We start from the raw sequence: 18,741 nt of genomic DNA, 5'->3' as shown, positions 1-18,741 counted from the left end.
GAGATAAAGATGAAGAGCTGCGGCATTATTGTTGAATATAATCCATTTCATAACGGACACCAGTACCATGCAAAAATGGCGCGAGAAATGAGTGGAGCAGAGGTTGTGATTGCTGTAATGAGCGGGAATTTCTTACAAAGAGGAGAACCTGCTATTATCGACAAGTGGACACGAGCAAGTGAAGCATTGGCTCATGGGGTCGATTTAGTGATCGAGTTACCTTTTGCTTATGCTGTACAATCTGCTGATTATTTTGCTGCAGGTGGTGTTAAATTGCTACATGCTTTGCATTGTGAAGCTTTATGTTTCGGTACGGATAATCAATCAGGGATGGATTATGAACTATTTGGAGATTTCGTGAAAAAACATCAGACTGAAATCAATCAACAGTATCAAACAATCAAAAATAACGGTATGAGTTATCCACAGCAAATGACAGAAGTTTTTCGCGCACTTTATCCAAGTAGTGGGTTAGATTTTTCTTCGCCTAATCATATATTGGGATTAAGCTATGCGAAAGAGAATGCGAATTATGAAGAGCCGATGAAGTTATATCCTTTAAAGCGAGAGCAAGCTGGATTTCACGATACTAACATATATCAAGATTTTGCCAGTGCTACTGCAATTAGAAAAGCTGTTTTCTCTGATGAATTAGCTCAAATCAAGCAAGTATTGCCAGAAAAAGTAGCAACGGATTTGACGACCTCGCCGACTGTTTCATGGGAAGACTATTGGCCGTTATTAAAATATAAATTAATCAGCAGTTCGATTACAGAATTACAAGGGATTTACCAAATGAAAGAAGGAATCGAATATCGGTTACAAGAAGCAGCCAGAGCTTCAGATTCTTTTCAAAAGTTTATAGAGCAAGCAAAAACAAAACGTTATACTTGGACACGGCTGCAAAGATTAGCAACGTACATTTTAAATAATGTCAAACAAGAAGAAATAATAAATTCTTGGAAGGACACTCATTTACAAGTATTGGGTTTTACAGAACAAGGACAAGGCTTTTTACGAGCTGAAAAAAAGAATCTAGAGTTGCCTCTGATTACAAAAGTATCCAAAAATCTAAATGCTCAGTTGGCTTTAGATATCCGCAGTAACCAACTCTATCAGTTAGGTCATCCTAGTATTTTAGAACAAAGTTTTGGTCGTTTTCCAATTCGTAGCTCGTAAAAGCAAAAAACACTTAACAAAAGTGGGTTTGCCAAGTATAATGGATAAGGTGTTAGAAACAAAAAAATAATAATGAATGAAAGCGAAGTGAGAATATGGGTCGTAAGTGGGCAAATATTAAAGAGAAAAAAGCTGCCAAAGACGCAAATAACAGCCGAGTTTATGCAAAGTTCGGAATTGAAATTTACGTAGCAGCGAAATCGGGTGATCCTGACCCTCAAGCAAATCAGAAATTACGGTTTGTTATCGAGCGCGCAAAAACATATAATGTACCAAAACATATCATTGACCGAGCAATCGAAAAAGCTAAGGGTTCAGGCGATGAACAATACTCTGAATTACGTTATGAAGGATTCGGACCAAATGGCTCAATGGTCATTGTTGATGCTTTGACAAATAACGTAAATCGTACAGCGTCAGATGTCCGTGCTGCTTTTGGTAAAAATGGTGGAAATATGGGTGTCAGTGGCGCTGTAGCGTATATGTTCGATCATACAGGTGTGATTGGATTTGCAGGCGATGATGCTGATGAAATTCTCGAATATTTGATGGAAAAAGACATCGATGTACGTGATGTTACAGAAGAAGAAGGCCAAATTATTGTCTACACAGAACCAGAAGATTTACATGCAGTGCAAGAAGCGCTAAAAGCAAAAGGAATTGAAGAATTTTCAGTAGCGGAATTAGAAATGATTGCACAAAATGATGTAGAATTAACTGGAGAAGATTTGGAAAAATTTGAACAGATGATTGATGTTTTAGAAGATCTTGATGACGTTCAAAAGGTTTATCATAACGTTGATTTAGGTGAATAATAAAGTCTAAGAATCCTTATAGCTAAGGGTTCTTTTTTTATCTAAGTACAAAAATAAACCCTTCATACACACACTATATGAAGGGAAACACAATATGAAAAAACTAAGAACAATAGTATAATAGCACTTTTCTCTTTAATTCTCAAATATTTAGCATTTTAATGAAATTTTTGAGAAAATGGAGTTGGCTAAGGCTGAACTCTTTAAGTTTAATTGATTTACGAGAAGACAGTTTTTTATGGTTAGTAAGGAAACGAACATAATTTTACAAAGAGAATAATTCAAAATGATATCTTTAAGCGAGAACTGTTGTGGGTTTCATTTTTAAACTAGTTTTTTCGAGTTAATAATATAAAAATAGTGATCTCAAATATTTTACTTTATTATAGTAGCAGTATAAAATCAGGGTAACGAAGCAAGACTTTTATTCTTTTTTTACATAAAATATTTTTTAAATTATATTTTTGCATTATTTCAAGCGATCGAAAATCAAATATATTGCTATAATCACTTGTTAATGGGGAGGCGTTCGTGTGAAACGTAAATGGTTATTTCTATCTTTAGTAGGATTGATGTTGTGCGTTCTACAAATCGGTATGCAACAGTCTTTTGCAGAAGACGAAGTAGTGAGTGAACCACCCGAAGAAAATGAACAATCTGAAATGACAAAGGATATCCAAGAACGTTTGGTTACGGTAGGTTCAGGATCACTTGGTGGAACGTATGTAACTGGCAGTACTGGACAATCGATTATCACAATGACCTACACTTATACGCCTACACTAGATTTATCCCTTGGCGGACAACCTGTAATTATGCTCCAATTGCCGCCTGAAATAGCTAATCAAATTAATGGTAGTACGACAAAACAACAGAGCTTTTTATCACTACTTGGAGGTACAGTAACGTTTCCTGCCCCGTTGATTGGAAATGCTTCTTACAATATTCATGATACAAATCGTGGATTTACATTGGCTTATAGTAGTACTTATAATTCAGTTTACGTTACATTCCCGACTAATCTTGTCAGTTTATTAGGACTTAGTCGTTGGGCCGTTAGTTTCAATTTTGACGTTGCAGCTTTATATCAAAATGGCATCACGATCCCACCAGCAAGTAATGGTGTAAATTACCCTATTAAAGGGGTTTTTGGTTCATCAACAGATGGGTTGAATATTATAAACTTAACTATAGGAAATATTTCACAGTCAGGTGTAATCGCTTTACCTTCTATGTCGATTGGGACAAGTGTTCCAAATGTTACAGCACCGGTCTTAAATAGTCCACTGTTGAATTTACAAACATCCGTGAGTGGAAAGATTCAACAGGTACAAAATAGTGGGTATAATTATACTGTTCAGTTGACGATTACCCGTTCAGATGGGACTTCGGCACCAATAATTATTAGTAGTATACCAGTCGATGCTTCTGGAAATTTCAACACAGCTTTAGCTTCAGCTTTACAGTATGGAGATAGTGTTACAGCACTTATCATTGCCCAATCAAAAACAACAAGCAATTATATTCAAAGTCCAGTTTCCGCTCCGCAAGCTGTCAGTTGGCCAATTCAGCCTGTGACTACCAGTTCGGTAACACCAGGAACTACACAGCTTTTAGGAACTGCCGTGCAAACAAATGCAGGGACTTATCAAGTGGCTTTGCAAATAAATGGAGGAACCGTATATACAGCTCCGCTAAATGGAAATGGCAGTTTTCAATTTTCTAATTTGCCCATGTTTAATGGTGGAGAAACAATTAGTTTGTCGGTCCAAGGATTAAGTAACAGAACGGGTGCTGTTTTAGTAACGAGTGCAGGGTATACACAAACAGTCCCTTATTTAGCACCAGCTATTTCAGTTGTACAAAAAATTGAAAGGCTGAATGCGCAGGGAAACTGGGAAGCTGCACCGTCTATTGTGACAGGACAAACTGTTCGTTATACATTGACGACAACTTTGACAAATCAACCGGCAACATGGGGACAGCAAATGTTAAAAGCTTATGTGCCAAATGGGCTAACACAGGTAAGCCCAGTAACGTTGATTCGAACGTCTAGCACAGGCGTACAAACACCTGTATCAGGCACACAGCTTCTAACAGATTCAACTTTAAATATGCAGTACTGGTATTATCAAAATCCACTGGCAGTAAATAATTTTACACAAGCAAATACAAGTTATACCTTGCAATATACGGGTGTCGTAGCTCAAAATATGACAGGACAAACGTTGCCTTTTTCAAGTATTGTGGGAGGGGCTGATGGTGGTGGAACAGCAATACCTCTCAAAAATAATGCAAATTCAATTCAAGTAGCAGACGGAACGTTACGATTTGTTCAATCTCCTACTCAAATCTCTTTTAAAAGTATACCTGTACCAACGAAAACAACAACCTATAGTCCAAGTATAGTGAATACTTCTTTGATCGTGGCAGATGGTCGAGTGACGAAGAGTCAGTGGCATTTGTTTGTTAGAGAAAATCAGCCAATGAAATCTACAACGACCAATAAAACGATCGATCAAGCATTTGTTTATCGAAAAAATGGTCAAGATAATACCATAACTGCGATTGCCTCGGAGGCGTATGCTTATACTTCGCCGGATAATAATAATGTTGTCATTTCGTGGAATCAGCAAAATGGTGTGTTCCTAAATCTTACTCCTAGTGCAAATATCAATGTCAATGAGTCCTACACAGCACAATTGCAATGGATTTTATCAGATGCTCCTTTATAATTTTGACTTAGCTTCTTAAAAAAAATAGGAAGTTAAAATAAATTGAAAAAGAAAGAAGGAAGTAAAAATGAAAAAGATTCTAGGCTCGTTATCACTGCTTGCTGTATTTACTTCGTTTAGCTTTGTTGGAGGAATAATTGGAGAAGCAGTAGCTGTAGGTTCGTTAACATCAAATGCAGATATTAGCTTTTCTCAAGATACAACGATAACACCACCTGTTAATCCAACGGACCCAACGTCACCTGTTACTCCGAATCCAGGCGATCCACATCAACCAGGAACCGGTGGGCCACTAAGTTTGGATTATGTCTCTAATTTTCATTTTGGAACTAAGGTGATTCAAACAGTAAATGCAACGTATTATGCTCAATTGGACCAAGTTCAAAACTCACTTTCTACATTGATCAGTGTCCCTAACTACGCTCAAGTAACCGATAAACGCGGCTTGAATCTTGGCTGGAAATTAACTGTAAAGCAAAATGGTCAATTCCAAACATCCGATAGCACACCAGCTGTGTTGACAAATGCTCAGATGAGTTTGGTAGCCGCAACGCCTAATTCTACCGAACTACTCGCATTAGCACCTGTAACAGTACCTGTCACCTTAGATCCTACGGGTGCATCATCTTCTCCAGTAGCAACTGCAGCATTGTCTACCGGAATGGGGACTTGGACACTTGCATTTGGATCAGGAGCTGGAGCTGCCCAAGGAGTCAAATTAACTGTACCTAATACGACGACAAAAGTTACCAATGATCAGTATAAAACTACACTTACCTGGACATTGAATGACAGCCCATTATAATAGCTAGCTAAAGTTTTTGATTTTCCAACTATAAATAACGGGAGCAGATGTCTACTATACTGAAAAGAACCTATCGTTACTAAATAGTGTTCTTTTCAGTATCATTATAAGGAGTGAAAAAGGAGTTTTAGTGATGAGAGAAAAGCTATCTACATGTTTATATGCTATTATTTTTATATTATTCTCAACGACTATCGGCACGATCAGTCATGCTAGTGAAATCGATTTTAGTGTTAAAGCGATCTTACCAGAAAATCAACGGAGTAAGGAAATTAGTTATTTTGATTTAAGAGTAGAACCTGGAAAGTCACAGACGATTAGCGTAGCGCTGACCAATGAAACGGAAGACGCGGTTACTGTTTTTGCTTCGGCAAATTCGGCAATAACGAATGATAATGGGATTGTTGATTATTCTTATAAGAATACGAAAAAAGATTCATCAGCTGTTATTACATTTAGCGAAATTGCAAAGGTACCTAAAGAAATTGTTTTACCAAAAAAATCAAATAAGATAGTTGAATGTGTGATAGATGTCCCTAAAGATTCTTTTGATGGGTATGTTTTAGGAGGTCTTTATTTTGAACAGAAAGAGGATAAAAAAGAAAAAAGTCAGGGGGCTTTAGCAGTTGGTAATCGTTTTTCATATGTTGTTGGTGTTTTATTAAGTGAGACAGATAAAGAAGTCAAACCCGAATTGGCCTTGAACAAGGTCGAGACTACACAAATAAACGGAAATAACGCAGTCATTATGAACATTCAAAATAAAGAATCAGCAATGATTAAAACGTTGCTGATGGATGCAAAACTTTACTATGAAGATGAAGCAAAACCACGTTATGAGAATTATCAAGAATCATTAACAATGGCCCCAAATACGAATTTTAATTATAAAATCGATTTAAAAGATCAGCCTTTTGTTGCAGGTCATTATACGCTTAAAATCAAAGCCAATGATGGCTACAAAGATTGGACTTGGGAAGAAACATTTAAAATAAAGGAAAAAGAGGCTAAAAAATACAATGCAACGGCAATCAATCTACCACCAGATCAGAAAGCGCAGCTTCCATGGATGCTTATTGTAGGGATAAGTGCAGGGATTTTAGCTGTGATCTTAGGAATTATTTATTATTTCAATCAAAAAATGAAAAAAGAACAAAAGAGGCAACAAGAAAAATACGAGGAACTACAAAAGAGCATGGATAAACCTAAAGAGTAGCTAGTTTATCCATACTGAATTATTTTGATTAGATAGTGAAAAATATCGATGATTTTAAATAGAAAATTAATAAAATAAAAGAATTTACATCATATTTTCTTCACAATTTTCTACTATTATATAAATATACCAACAACAACCCTAACAAAACACTTTTTCATTTTTAACTCCTTTCCCGCCCTTCCCCAAAGGGCGGGTCTTTTTTTGAAGAAATCGATCAATGGTCAAAAAGTAAACCGTAGCCCAACGCACAGATCTCTCTGACATAGGTTTTAAATACAGCAGAAGATTTAGAAACAGAAGGTAATCCACTGACTTCAGAAATCCCTAATCGTTTTGCTAATAATTTCGAACGATACATATGAAAATCACTTGTAACGAGAACTGTATTGCCTAATTTTTGTTTCTTTTGAGCATTTAGAATATTTTCTTTTGTACGGGTAGATGTATCTTCGATCAGAATTTGTTTTTGTGAAATACCATTGACTCTTAAATATTCTGCCATCACATTAGCTTCGCTATCTGGTTCATCATTCCCTTGTCCCCCGCAAACGATGACCGTTGTATTTGGATATTTTTTTAAATAAGGAATTGCTGCATCCAAACGTTCTTTTAAAACAGTACTTGGATATGCATTATCTTTTGAAGAACCTCTAACTTGAGCCCCTAAAATAAGGACCGTATCAGGTGTCGTAGTTGGCTGTTCTTTGGTTCCGCTTAAAATCAAGAAAAGAACAAGCGCCGCATACATAAAAGCTAACCCTATAATGATAAACATGATTCGTTTCACCCATTTCATAACTCCACAACCTTTCTTATCTAGTGTAGTAGATAATTAAAAGATATGGGGGCAGTATTTTCTTTTTTAAAGTTTTTTTAACGATTTTAAGAGAAAGTATAACAAAGTGTAGTAGCTTGTACTATACTCTATGTACAAGAGGAAGAAATGAGGGAAGGGTATGAGAAGTGAGCAAGAGATGTTTCGTTTGATTTTAGATTCAGCAGTAAATGATCCTAGAGTTTTGGCTGTTGGGATGAATGGCTCGCGGGCAAATAAAAAGGCTCCTAAAGATTTATTTCAGGATTATGATATTGTCTATATTGTGGAGTCTGTTGAATCTTTTCTTTGTGATCCATCGTGGATCGATCAATTTGGAGCGCGTTTAATTATGCAGACACCAGAAGCAATGGAATTATTTCCACCAACGAACAATGGACGCTTTACTTATTTAATGTTATTTGAAGATGGTAACCGAATTGATTTGACTCTTTGTCCTAAAGAGCAGGCGGATTGTTGGCATGAAGGAGATCGTTTAGCCAAGGTTTTATTGGATAAAGAACAATTATTACCTGATCAGGCAGAAGCAACGGATCAGGAATATTGGATCAAACGTCCTAGTCAAGCTGAATTTTCAGATTGCTGTAATGAATTTTGGTGGGTCAGTACGTATGTAGTGAAAGGTTTATGGCGTAATGAATTGTTTTATGCAGCAGATCATCTGAATGAGCATTGTCAAAAAGAACTTTTACGTTTGCTCTCCTGGCGAGCAGGTGCTGATAATGGGTACGATTTTAGTGTTGGGAAAAACTATAAGTACTTACCGAATTATTTGACGAACGTAGAGTATGAAGTACTGTTAAAAACCATGGACGTTTCTAGTATTGCCGCAGGTTGGTCTGCACTACTTTCTTTACAAAAGCAGTTTGATTATTATGCTCAGCAGTTTTCAGAAAAAAACAATTTAGTATATGACCAAAAAACAGCTGAGAAGGTTATAGGCTATTCGACAGCATTTTATTTTAAATCGTCAAAATAAGTGTATTTTTAGCTCTTTTTTTTGACAGCAAGTGAAAATTAGGTTGTGTAATAGCTTTTATTGTAAATAAATAAGAATTTAATAAAATATATTGCTAAATGGGCTTTTTTCCTCTTATGCATGTATGATAGAATAGTAGGTACACTGTATTAAATTTTGATCACGCTTGATGCCTGTTTATCGGAAAAAATAGAATTCCAGCATTTATACATACAAAACATGATTTTTTTCTCATATGTAAGCAAATTAATTGAACAATAAAGCGAATTTGACTAAACTAACCTTAAATTGTCGATTCTATGTAGGAATAAGTAGACAAAGTCAAAACAATTGTAGGAAGAGTTGCTTCCATTATTTAATTTCTATAGACAGAAAAAAGTGTTGCATCAAAAGAAACATATAAATCATAAAAAAGGAAGATAGCTCAATGGAAAATGAAGAATCAGTTAGTCGCTCGGCAAAAAATACGAAGGCGCCTCTAAATAAGAAGAAAAAGAAATGGTTAGTTCCTGTAGTTGGTCTGTTGATTTGCTTAGCATTGGTATTTACTGGTGGGCTTGTCTATTTCCAATCACATTTTTTCATCACAGCAAAAGCCAATGGTATTGATATCAGTTTATTAAACGCAAAAGATGCCAAAAAGAAGCTAGAAGAGCTGAATAAAGCTGAAGCTGTTGTTATTAAAGTAAATGACAAAGAAGAAAAAATAGAGTTACCTGAAAAATACCAAATCACAGAAGAATATTTGAAACAAAATATTGGGGACCGTTCTATTAAATTACCGATCAATGAAGATTACAAAACTGAGTTGAAAAATAAATTGAATGAGCTGACCTTTGAAGAAGGAACGCCAAGTCAAGACGCTCGAATCGAAAAAGTTGATGGTAAGTATCAAATCCTAGCAGAACAAACTGGGACTGCAGTGGATAAAGAGGCTTTGATGAATCAAGTCTTGAAAGATGTTGACGAAAATAAAGGAAATTATGTCTATGACGTAAAAGAGTTTTACCAAAAACCAGCAGTTACTAAAGATGATAAGGGATTGCAGGAAAAACTAACAAAATTGTCTAAAAAAGAAAATAAAACAATCACATTAAATATCAATGGCGAAAAACTAACTCTTACAAGAGAAGAATTACAGTCATTTATGGATGCAAATGGAGATGTTGACTCAAATAAAGTCTATGCTTGGGTAGAGCAAACCAATCAAGCGTATGGTTCGATTTTTAAACCAATCATTTTTAAAAATGTTCATGGTGTGACAACTAAGTATAAAAACAATGGTAGCTACGGTTGGGATATCAATATGCCTCAAACAAGAGATTTGCTTGTTCAAGCACTGAATAGTGATAAGGATACAGAAGAGATCACAGTACCGATTGATGGTGACGTAACTCAATCTTCCACAGTTGACAAAGACTATGTAGAAATCGATTTAAATGATCAAAAAATGTATTTCTTTAAAGATGGTGCCAAAGTAGTTGAAACGGATGTAATTACAGGTCGCTATAATAAAGGAACTGCAACTGTTCCAGGCTTCCATACTATTCTATATAAAGACACAGATACAAAACTGGAAGGCGAAATGCTAGATGGTTCAAGTTATAGCGTACCAGTAAAATATTGGATGCCATTGAAGAGTTTTGGCGGCGTGGTAACACAAATCGGAATTCATGATGCTGATTACAAAGCGGAGTATTTCGGAAACAAAGAAGCCTATAAAACAAACTTTGGTAGTAACGGCTGTATCAATACACCAGGTGCCGCAGTTGCGCAAATTTTCAATGGGGCTTATGCAGGAATGCCTGTTATTATCTACGGACATATCTACGATGATGCACCGGGAGAATTTGACAAACCAGTGGATTACGGTGAACCAGCTTAAAACGTAACGAAAGAAGTCCCGAGGGGCTTCTTTTTTAATAATGCAAAATAAATAATAGGAATGAAACAATGCTGCAAGGAGGAAACAAACGATGAATGTTTTTGATCAAATCGCGCAACGTTATGATTCACCAAAACAACTAGAGCTAGCAAATATTATTACAAAAGAAATCAAGACAGAGCTAGGCGATACAACAGGTAAAACTGCCCTAGATTATGGTTGTGGCACAGGATTGATTGGTTTACAAATTTCAGATGAATTTAAGGAAATGCTATTTGTCGATCCATCTAAAGAAATGATCCACGTTGTTGACCAAAAAATTGCGCAAATGAATCGAACAAATGTAAAAACAGTAGTGGGGAGTTTTGCTAACGAAGAGACGCTGAATATAAAAGCTGACCTGATCATTGTCTCTTTAGTGCTCTTACATGTTCCTGATACACTTGATAGTTTGAAGTCATTATATCGAGCATTAAATTCCAAAGGACATATTTTAGTTGTCGATTTTGATAAAAATGAAAACATCAATCATGAGAAAGTTCATAATGGTTTTTCTCAGCTTGAGTTAAAAAAACAACTTGAAAAAATCGGATTTAAATCAGTCTCTAGTAGAACTTTTTATCACGGTCAGAATATATTTATGAATCAAGATGCGTCAATGTTTATTTTGAATGCTGAAAAATAAATAGATCGTTAAAAAAAGTGGTATTATTGAAGTATAAAAAATGAACGGAGGAACTATTATGCCATTTATTCATGTTGAACTTGTTGAAGGACGCAGTGAGGAGCAGCTAACAACTATGGTCAAAGAAATCACAGAAGTAGTCTCAAAAAATACTGGAGCCCCACAAGAGAACATCCACGTTATTGTAAATGAGATGAAAAAAGATCGTTATGCTCAAGGTGGTCAATGGAAAAAGTAATCATTTTTAAGAAATGCTTGCTTTTTATTTGAAGAAGTGTTTAAATTAACACATAAATGATTGATGAGAAAGACAACTGAACTTGCAAGCAGTCTTTTAGAGAGGAAAATCTTGGCTGAAAATTTTCCAGACCTGCACAAGGAATGACCACTTTTTCCAACCTTTGTCGAAACAAAGGCGGCCGTACCGTTAACACGCTTGAGGAACATAGCTGTTTGCTGTGTTTAAAAATAGGTGGAACCACGAACTTTTCGTCCTAGTATCTGATTTAATATCGGATGCTGGGACTTTTTGTTGTGAATCGCCATCTACAAGCAAGTAGAAGGTTTTTTCAATCATAATATACTAAAGGAGGAAACAAAAATGTCAATCAAGATTACTTTTCCAGATGGCGCAGTCAAAGAATTTGAGGCTGGTTCGTCAACATTAGACATCGCTAAAAGTATCAGTAACAGTTTAGCTAAAAAAGCATTAGCAGGGAAATTCAATGGCACGTTAATAGATTTAGATCGTCCGATCGAAGAAGATGGAACGATCGAAATCGTGACACCAGACCACGAGGATGCACTAAGTATTTTACGTCATTCATCGGCTCACTTAATGGCTAATGCCTTACGTCGTTTATTCCCAAAAATCAAATTCGGTGTTGGTCCAGCTATTGATTCTGGTTTTTACTATGATACTGATAATGGTGAAAATCCAATAACAGCAGAAGATTTACCAGCGATTGAAGCAGAAATGATGAAAATCGTTAAAGAAAACAACCCAATCGTTCGTAAAGTTGTTTCTAAGAGCGAAGCGCTAGAATTATTTGCAGATGATCCTTACAAAGTTGAATTGATTTCAGAACTTCCAGAAGATGAAGTGATCACCGTTTATGATCAAGGCGATTTCGTTGATTTGTGTCGTGGTGTTCATGTTCCTTCAACTGGTCGTATTCAAGTATTCCAATTATTATCAGTAGCTGGTGCGTATTGGAGAGGAAATTCTAACAACCAAATGATGCAACGTATTTACGGAACGGCCTTTTTCGATAAAAAAGATTTAAAAGAATTTATCAAAATGCGCGAAGAAGCCAAAGAACGTGATCACCGTAAATTAGGGAAAGAGCTTGATTTATTTATGCTTAACCCAGATGTTGGTTCAGGATTACCATTCTGGTTACCTAAAGGTGCAACAATTCGTCGTACAATCGAGCGTTATATCACAGATAAAGAAATCAGCTTAGGGTATCAACATGTGTATACACCAATCATGGCCAACGTTGAGTTTTATAAGAGATCTGGTCACTGGGACCACTATCATGAAGACATGTTCCCACCAATGGATATGGGAGATGGCGAAATGTTAGTCCTTCGTCCAATGAACTGTCCACATCATATGATGGTATATAAAAATGATATCCACAGCTACCGTGAATTACCGATTAGAATCGCTGAACTTGGTATGATGCACCGTTATGAAAAATCTGGCGCTTTATCTGGATTACAACGTGTGCGGGAAATGACATTGAATGATGGACATACATTTGTTCGTCCAGATCAAATCAAAGAAGAATTCTTACGTACACTGAAATTAATGGTTGAAGTTTACGCTGATTTTGATGTGACGGATTATCGTTTCCGTTTAAGCTTAAGAGATCCGAACAACAAAGAGAAATACTTTGACGATGATGCAATGTGGGAAAGATCTCAAACAATGATCAAAGAAGCGGCAGATGAAGCAGGCATTGATTATTTTGAAGCAGAAGGTGAAGCAGCCTTTTACGGACCTAAGCTTGATGTTCAAGTAAAAACAGCTTTAGGAATGGAAGAAACACTCTCTACAATTCAAATCGACGCACTATTACCTGAACGTTTTGATCTGACTTACGTCGGTGAAGATGGGGAAAATACACACCGTCCGTTGGTTATCCACAGAGGAATCGTTTCGACTATGGAACGTTTTGTTGCTTACTTAACTGAAGTATACAAAGGCGCTTTCCCAACTTGGTTGGCACCGATCCAAGCGACAATTATTCCAGTATCAGTTGACGCTCATTCAGATTATGCATATGAAGTGAAAAAACGTCTGCAAGAACAAGGTTTACGCATAGAGGTAGACGATCGTAATGAGAAGATGGGTTACAAGATCCGTGCGTCTCAAACACAAAAAATCCCGTATCAAATCGTGGTTGGGGATAAAGAGATGGATGACGCAACTGTTAATATCCGCCGTTATGGCAGCAAAGAAACAGAAGTCATCGATTTAAATATCTTTGTCGACAGTATGGTCGCTGATGTAGCGAACTATAGTAGAAGATAATAGCAAAATAGACAGAGCATTCGTGCTTTGTCTATTTTTTAGAATAAAAATTAAATATTTTCTTAGTAAGAGGATTCCCTCTATTTTTTTTTGCATTTTTTCGTTACAATAGAGAAGCGAGAATTTTCTCATATGGAGGATTAATAATCAAATGAAAAAAATGAGCTTTTTAGATAAATTAAAAAATGACAGTGAAGAACCAATGACACAAAAAAGTAAGAAATCACATATTCCATTTCGATTGAATTTGTTGTTTTTTGTAATTTTTGGTTTATTCGTGGCTTTGATCGTTCGCTTAGGCTATTTACAGATTGCCGAAGGACAGCAGTATGCGCAAAAGGTTGAGGAAAACTCAACGTTAAAGATCAAAAACAGTGCACCAAGGGGCCAGATTTATGATGCAAAAGGTAATTTACTTGTTGGCAACAAAGCGAATTTAGCGATTACTTACACACGTGGCAAAAAGGTTCAGACTAAAGATATGATATCGATCGCAAATAAAGTCAATGACCTGATCCATGTACCAGCAGATGAATTAACCGAACGTGATAAAAAGGATTTCTGGTTAGCGGACTCGGAAAATTTAAAATCAGCACAAAAACGGTTAACAGATGCAGATAAAGTAGATGAAAAAGGCAATAAAATCACCGATGAAGGAACCTTATATGCTAAAACGGTGGAAAAAGTCACGCCAGAGGAAATCAACTTTGATGAGCACACCTTACAGGCAGCCACTATTTTTAAACGAATGAACTCTGTTGGGGAATTGAATACTGCTTTTATCAAAAATGAAGGAGTTACTCAGGATGAAATTGCGATAATTGGAGAGCATACTTCAGAAATCGCTGGCGTTTCAACTGGGATGGATTGGGATCGAGAATACCCTAATGAGACGGATCTTAAGGGGATTTTAGGGAAAGTATCTTCACAAAAAGCTGGATTACCAGCAGAAGAAGCGGATGAGTATATCGCTAAAGGATATGAACTAAACGATCGTGTTGGGACGAGCTATTTGGAAAAACAATATGAAGACGTACTACAGGGAAAAAAAGCAATCTCAGAAGTAACTTTGGATAGCAACGGAAAAATTGTGACTAAAACACCTGTATCAGAAGGTAAAAAAGGTGAAAATCTAAAATTAACGATCGACATGGCTTTTCAAGCGAAAATCGAAGAAGTTGTTCGAGCACAGTATCAACAATTATTGGCAACAGGAAATGCTGCTTATTCAGATGGTGCCTATGTTGTTGTCATGAATCCTAAAACAGGTGCAGTGATGGCAATGGTTGCGTTAGATCGTGATCCAGCTACAAATGAGTTGACATCTAACCCACTAGCTACGATCAATAAAGCTTTTGAACCTGGTTCGGTAGTAAAAGGAGCCACGATTTCAGCAGGTTATGAACAAGGCGTTATTACGGGGAACGATGTGTTGATTGATGAGCCGATTCAAATTTATGGAAGTGAAAAGAAAGCATCTGTTTTTAATAATCAAATTATAGGAAATCAAATGCCTCTTAGCGCAGAACAAGCGTTAGAATATTCATCTAATGCTTACATGATGAAATTAGTATTAAAAATGATGAAAACAGATTATCAATATAATATGCAACTGCCTTACAACACGGGGGATCCAACCTTATTTAATGTTTTGCGTAAAACTTTTGGTGAGTATGGTATGGGTGTTTCAACAGGAATCGATTTACCAGGTGAAGAAACAGGCTTTACAAATAAAGCTTTTGATGATCCTGATAGAGCACCGATGCCAGGTCATTTACTGGATTTATCCTTTGGTCAGTACGATACGTATACAGCGATGCAACTTGCTCAATACGTTTCGACTGTAGCAAATGGAGGTACTCGTTTTGCCCCACATGTTGTTGAAGGAATTTATGATAACAAGTCAGATGGCTCACTTGGTGAGTTAAAAGAAGAAAAGAAACCAGAAGCATTGAATAAAGTTGACATCACACCAGAGCAGATGCAAATCATTCAAAATGGATTCTACAATGTTGTACACGGAAATGGCGTCTTTACGACAGGGAAATATATGCAAGGCGCAGCACTTGATATTGCGGCTAAAACCGGTACAGCTGAAACCAATGTAGGGGAGCACGTTACGGTTAACAGTAACGTAGTAGCTTATGCACCTTATAATGACCCTGAGATCGCTGTGAGTGTCGTGTTGCCTCACTTAACCAGTGAAAGTACTAGACCAAACCAATCAATGGTTACAGCGATCGTCAATGCCTATGCTGAATATAAGGCCCAATAAATTTGTAAAGTAGTTTTCCTTTACGAATTTCGCTAAAAGGGTAGAAATTCCTGAATAAACATGATATGATATTTGAGGCTAAGAAATATCTTAGAAATATGAATTTAGATATAGGAGGGAAATCACATGCGCGTAAACATTACTTTAGAATGTACTTCTTGTAAAGAACGTAACTACCTAACAAGCAAAAATAAACGTAACAATCCTGATCGTTTGGAAAAGCAAAAATATTGCCCACGTGAAAGAAAAGTTACTTTACATCGTGAAACAAAATAAGAAATTTATTTTTAAGCTCAACCCCTTGTTGCGTAAGGGATTGAGCTTTTTTTATTTGTCTAAAAATTTCATTGATTTATATTTTGATGTAGATTGGTTAATTTTCCATGTACTTCATTAACTTATCAACCGTTGACTGCTCCATTTTCTTACTTAAATGAGTGTAGATATCTAAGGTCATGGATATATCAGAGTGACCAAGTCTATTCTGGATTTCTTTAGGACTTATCCCAGCTTCAAATAAGATAGTAGCATGAGTGTGCCGGAATCCATGACAACCAATATTATGGAGACCAGCTTTATCTGCTAAACGTTTTGATTGCTGATAAACATCTGTACGATAAACCATTTCACCTACATAACCTGTAAATATAAAATTTATCTGAGTTACATCATTAGCTAATAGTAATTCACGTTGTCTCAAACGCCATTTTTTTAACGTATACAGTGTCTTGTTATCTAATGTGATAATTCTATTGGAGCTTCTTGTTTTGGTCGTAGAAACGACGTAAGAGCCTTTGGTTTGAGATAGATTTTTATTGATATCAACTGTTTTATCTTCAAAACTAATATCATCCCAATTTAAAGCTAAAGCTTCACCAATCCTCATACCAGTATAGGCTAGTAATCGGAATATGGCTGCATCAAATTCAGCATAGTATTTTTGAATCAATGCTTGATCACTTACTAGTGAAACCCTTCGATCAACAATCCTCATGAATAACTCTAATTGTTCTTTTGAATAATATTTAAGAGAGTGTTTCTTAAAAGTAATCTGTTTGGGTTTAGTTACTTTCTTAAAGGGATTAGAATCAATTATATCTAACATGATAGCATGGTCACAAACCTTACTAACATATAATAAAAGCTTAGTATACATCCCGAATTTTATAGACCGATCATTCACCATCTTTTGTGCTGTCTTCAAATCTAATCTTTCAAGTTTGATAGCACCAAAAGTAGGTAATACATATTTTTTCATTCTATTATCAGTTTGCATATAGGTTGTTTCTTTGACTGTTGTTTTATAGACTTCAAACCATAAATAATAAACTTCCTCAAGCGTTGTAACGCTTTGTTGAATAGTACCATCTGGATTAAGTAATAATTGATTTAAAGCAGCCTGAGCTTCTTTTTTAGTTTTAAATCCTCCACGAGTAGCATTGATTTATTTTCCTGTGACATAGTCCGTTTTCAGATAAGTTGAAAACATCCATAATTTGTTTCCATTTTTCTTTGTATATTGTTTAAAAGTTGCCATTTTGTTCTCCTTTTACTTGGGCAAGCAATGAGATTAATGACTTTGGCATCACTCCTTTCAATGGTGAATTGTTGCATTATTTTTGTATCATAGTGTCGTAAGCTTGTTGGAACTGATCATCTATAGAATTTTTAATATCTTGGATTGTTAGTTCATTAACTTTTTGAGTAAATTCATATGGATATCCTAAATACGTAGTGAAATTATACATACTGGTGTCAATTGTTTCATCTGTCCAATCAATTTCACCATTTGCTTTCCACTGAGCAATTTGATTTCTCTTTTTAGAAATGATAGCCTCTTTTTGTTGTTTAAAGTAACCTTCTATTTCTTCGATTTTGATTCTAGTTTCCGAAGTACCAGAGGATTGAGGTTGTTGATTTTCAACAGAATATTGTTCTTGGCTTGTTTGTGATGGGGTAGACTCATGAGGTGATGAATCTACAACAGACTTCTGTGCTAAAAACTGATCCATGGTTAAATTACCAAGATATTGATAGTTTTGACTATTTACAGAAAGTGAACCATCCAATTCTTTAACTAACTCGCCAAGATTAGTATTCATCACAAGTCGTCCGTCAGGATAAGACGAAAATGAAATATCACCCAAAGATGAGTTTGTTGCAGTACTACTAGAATATGTTCCATCCGAATTTATAAAAAATAGGTTACCAGAATTAGGTACACCCCAACCTCCTATGAAATTTGAAAGAGAGACCTTGTGTAATTCTGTAGTGCTGGTTGTGGTAATCTCTTTGTTTTTTGATGAAGCTGATGTTTTAGTTTTTTCCTTTTTCGTTTTTTTCTTGGGTTTAGAAATATTTTTTTTGTTATAAGGTTTAAGAATTAATTTTTCTTTGTTGTCATTGCTATTTGATTTATCAGGAATTAGTATTAAATCTTTCTTATCTTTTTTTATGGTGTACTTTGTTTTATCAGAATTTTTTTCCCATGTCATTACATTATTTTTTAATGTGTAATCAGCATCAAAATTTATTTGATTGATTATATCTTTTCCGATTTCCTCACCATATTGTTCCCATTCATTAGATGCACTTGATTTAATAGAACTAGTATCTAATTTAAAGCTAACTTTTTTATCAGTAAAGTTTAAAATCATAGCTGGATCATCATTTTTCGCTTCAATTCTCCAGTCATTCGCTTTTAAATCTTTTGTAGACACCTGATCTTTGCAACCCGATATAACAAATAACATGATTATAACTGCTAGTACTTTTTTCATAAAATCC

General features: G+C 35.7%; 15 protein-coding genes. 12 read left to right on the top strand and 3 right to left on the bottom strand.

The window, feature by feature from the left end; genetic code table 11:
* Nucleotides 1-9: 9 nt before the first annotated feature.
* From V192_RS0114820 to V192_RS0114800, 5 genes are all read left to right on the top strand, one after another.
* Nucleotides 10-1,179, top strand: coding sequence for a nucleotidyltransferase (locus tag V192_RS0114820; protein ID WP_029948285.1), 1,170 nt, complete (start codon nt 10-12; stop codon nt 1,177-1,179).
* Nucleotides 1,180-1,274: 95 nt separating this feature from the next.
* Complete coding sequence (locus V192_RS0114815) at nt 1,275-1,994, top strand: YebC/PmpR family DNA-binding transcriptional regulator (RefSeq protein WP_025873126.1); 720 nt, start codon at nt 1,275-1,277, stop codon at nt 1,992-1,994.
* Between the two features lie 533 nt (nt 1,995-2,527).
* Complete coding sequence (locus tag V192_RS0114810) at nt 2,528-4,729, top strand: hypothetical protein (protein WP_025873125.1); 2,202 nt, start codon at nt 2,528-2,530, stop codon at nt 4,727-4,729.
* Between the two features lie 67 nt (nt 4,730-4,796).
* Complete coding sequence (locus tag V192_RS0114805) at nt 4,797-5,534, top strand: WxL domain-containing protein (protein ID WP_025873124.1); 738 nt, start codon at nt 4,797-4,799, stop codon at nt 5,532-5,534.
* Nucleotides 5,535-5,667: 133 nt separating this feature from the next.
* Nucleotides 5,668-6,750 (top strand): WxLIP family cell surface protein, encoded by a 1,083-nt coding sequence (locus tag V192_RS0114800; protein ID WP_025873123.1) that lies wholly within the window; start codon nt 5,668-5,670, stop codon nt 6,748-6,750.
* 217 nt (nt 6,751-6,967) lie between these two features.
* Here V192_RS0114800 and V192_RS0114795 read toward each other — a convergent pair whose 3' ends face one another.
* A complete protein-coding gene (locus V192_RS0114795; protein WP_025873122.1) occupies nt 6,968-7,549 on the bottom strand; it encodes a YdcF family protein in 582 nt (193 codons plus the stop codon).
* A gap of 160 nt (nt 7,550-7,709) precedes the next feature.
* Between V192_RS0114795 and V192_RS0114790 the strand changes: the two genes are divergently transcribed.
* The 7 genes from V192_RS0114790 (at nt 7,710) to rpmG (ending at nt 16,230) form a co-directional block, all read left to right on the top strand.
* A complete protein-coding gene (locus V192_RS0114790) occupies nt 7,710-8,567 on the top strand; it encodes an aminoglycoside 6-adenylyltransferase (protein ID WP_025873121.1) in 858 nt (285 codons plus the stop codon).
* 427 nt (nt 8,568-8,994) lie between these two features.
* On the top strand, nt 8,995-10,452 hold the full coding sequence (locus tag V192_RS0114785; RefSeq protein ID WP_025873120.1) for a L,D-transpeptidase family protein: 1,458 nt from the start codon (nt 8,995-8,997) through the stop codon (nt 10,450-10,452).
* Between the two features lie 91 nt (nt 10,453-10,543).
* Nucleotides 10,544-11,137, top strand: coding sequence for a class I SAM-dependent methyltransferase (locus V192_RS0114780; RefSeq protein WP_025873119.1), 594 nt, complete (start codon nt 10,544-10,546; stop codon nt 11,135-11,137).
* Nucleotides 11,138-11,195: 58 nt separating this feature from the next.
* Nucleotides 11,196-11,375 carry a 2-hydroxymuconate tautomerase gene (locus V192_RS0114775; RefSeq protein WP_025873118.1) on the top strand — a complete coding sequence of 60 codons (180 nt, stop codon included), beginning with the start codon at nt 11,196-11,198 and terminating at the stop codon, nt 11,373-11,375.
* 363 nt (nt 11,376-11,738) lie between these two features.
* On the top strand, nt 11,739-13,679 hold the full coding sequence (gene thrS / locus V192_RS0114770) for a threonine--tRNA ligase (RefSeq protein WP_025873117.1): 1,941 nt from the start codon (nt 11,739-11,741) through the stop codon (nt 13,677-13,679).
* A 151-nt stretch (nt 13,680-13,830) separates the two neighbouring features.
* Complete coding sequence (locus V192_RS0114765; protein ID WP_025873116.1) at nt 13,831-15,954, top strand: penicillin-binding transpeptidase domain-containing protein; 2,124 nt, start codon at nt 13,831-13,833, stop codon at nt 15,952-15,954.
* 126 nt (nt 15,955-16,080) lie between these two features.
* The gene (gene rpmG / locus V192_RS0114760; protein WP_002296119.1) at nt 16,081-16,230 is read left to right on the top strand and encodes a 50S ribosomal protein L33; all 150 of its coding nucleotides are present in this window, start codon (nt 16,081-16,083) and stop codon (nt 16,228-16,230) included.
* A gap of 97 nt (nt 16,231-16,327) precedes the next feature.
* Here the strand turns inward: rpmG and V192_RS20345 are convergent, their stop codons facing one another.
* Together V192_RS20345 and V192_RS21325 are read right to left on the bottom strand one after the other, a co-directional pair.
* The gene (locus V192_RS20345; RefSeq protein WP_239644701.1) at nt 16,328-17,398 is read right to left on the bottom strand and encodes a site-specific integrase; all 1,071 of its coding nucleotides are present in this window, start codon (nt 17,396-17,398) and stop codon (nt 16,328-16,330) included.
* 169 nt (nt 17,399-17,567) lie between these two features.
* On the bottom strand, nt 17,568-18,734 hold the full coding sequence (locus V192_RS21325) for a DUF4950 domain-containing protein (protein WP_025873024.1): 1,167 nt from the start codon (nt 18,732-18,734) through the stop codon (nt 17,568-17,570).
* Between the last annotated feature and the right edge of the window lie 7 nt (nt 18,735-18,741).

The organism is Enterococcus crotali, assembly GCF_000633635.1.
Classification (GTDB): Bacteria; Bacillota; Bacilli; order Lactobacillales; family Enterococcaceae; genus Enterococcus_L; species Enterococcus_L crotali.
Note: the sequence above shows the minus strand (reverse complement) of the source record. Positions and strands in the feature narration are given on the sequence as shown.

What these genes read in the sequence shown, in the direction of transcription:
- V192_RS0114820 (WP_029948285.1), top strand. Translation starts at nt 10, where the DNA reads ATGAAGAGCTGCGGCATTATTGTTGAATATAATCCATTTCATAACGGA.
- V192_RS0114815 (WP_025873126.1), top strand. Translation starts at nt 1,275, where the DNA reads ATGGGTCGTAAGTGGGCAAATATTAAAGAGAAAAAAGCTGCCAAAGAC.
- V192_RS0114805 (WP_025873124.1), top strand. Translation starts at nt 4,797, where the DNA reads ATGAAAAAGATTCTAGGCTCGTTATCACTGCTTGCTGTATTTACTTCG.
- V192_RS0114800 (WP_025873123.1), top strand. Translation starts at nt 5,668, where the DNA reads ATGAGAGAAAAGCTATCTACATGTTTATATGCTATTATTTTTATATTA.
- V192_RS0114795 (WP_025873122.1), bottom strand. Translation starts at nt 7,549, where the DNA reads ATGAAATGGGTGAAACGAATCATGTTTATCATTATAGGGTTAGCTTTT.
- V192_RS0114790 (WP_025873121.1), top strand. Translation starts at nt 7,710, where the DNA reads ATGAGAAGTGAGCAAGAGATGTTTCGTTTGATTTTAGATTCAGCAGTA.
- V192_RS0114785 (WP_025873120.1), top strand. Translation starts at nt 8,995, where the DNA reads ATGGAAAATGAAGAATCAGTTAGTCGCTCGGCAAAAAATACGAAGGCG.
- V192_RS0114780 (WP_025873119.1), top strand. Translation starts at nt 10,544, where the DNA reads ATGAATGTTTTTGATCAAATCGCGCAACGTTATGATTCACCAAAACAA.
- V192_RS0114775 (WP_025873118.1), top strand. Translation starts at nt 11,196, where the DNA reads ATGCCATTTATTCATGTTGAACTTGTTGAAGGACGCAGTGAGGAGCAG.
- thrS (WP_025873117.1), top strand. Translation starts at nt 11,739, where the DNA reads ATGTCAATCAAGATTACTTTTCCAGATGGCGCAGTCAAAGAATTTGAG.
- V192_RS0114765 (WP_025873116.1), top strand. Translation starts at nt 13,831, where the DNA reads ATGAAAAAAATGAGCTTTTTAGATAAATTAAAAAATGACAGTGAAGAA.
- rpmG (WP_002296119.1), top strand. Translation starts at nt 16,081, where the DNA reads ATGCGCGTAAACATTACTTTAGAATGTACTTCTTGTAAAGAACGTAAC.
- V192_RS21325 (WP_025873024.1), bottom strand. Translation starts at nt 18,734, where the DNA reads ATGAAAAAAGTACTAGCAGTTATAATCATGTTATTTGTTATATCGGGT.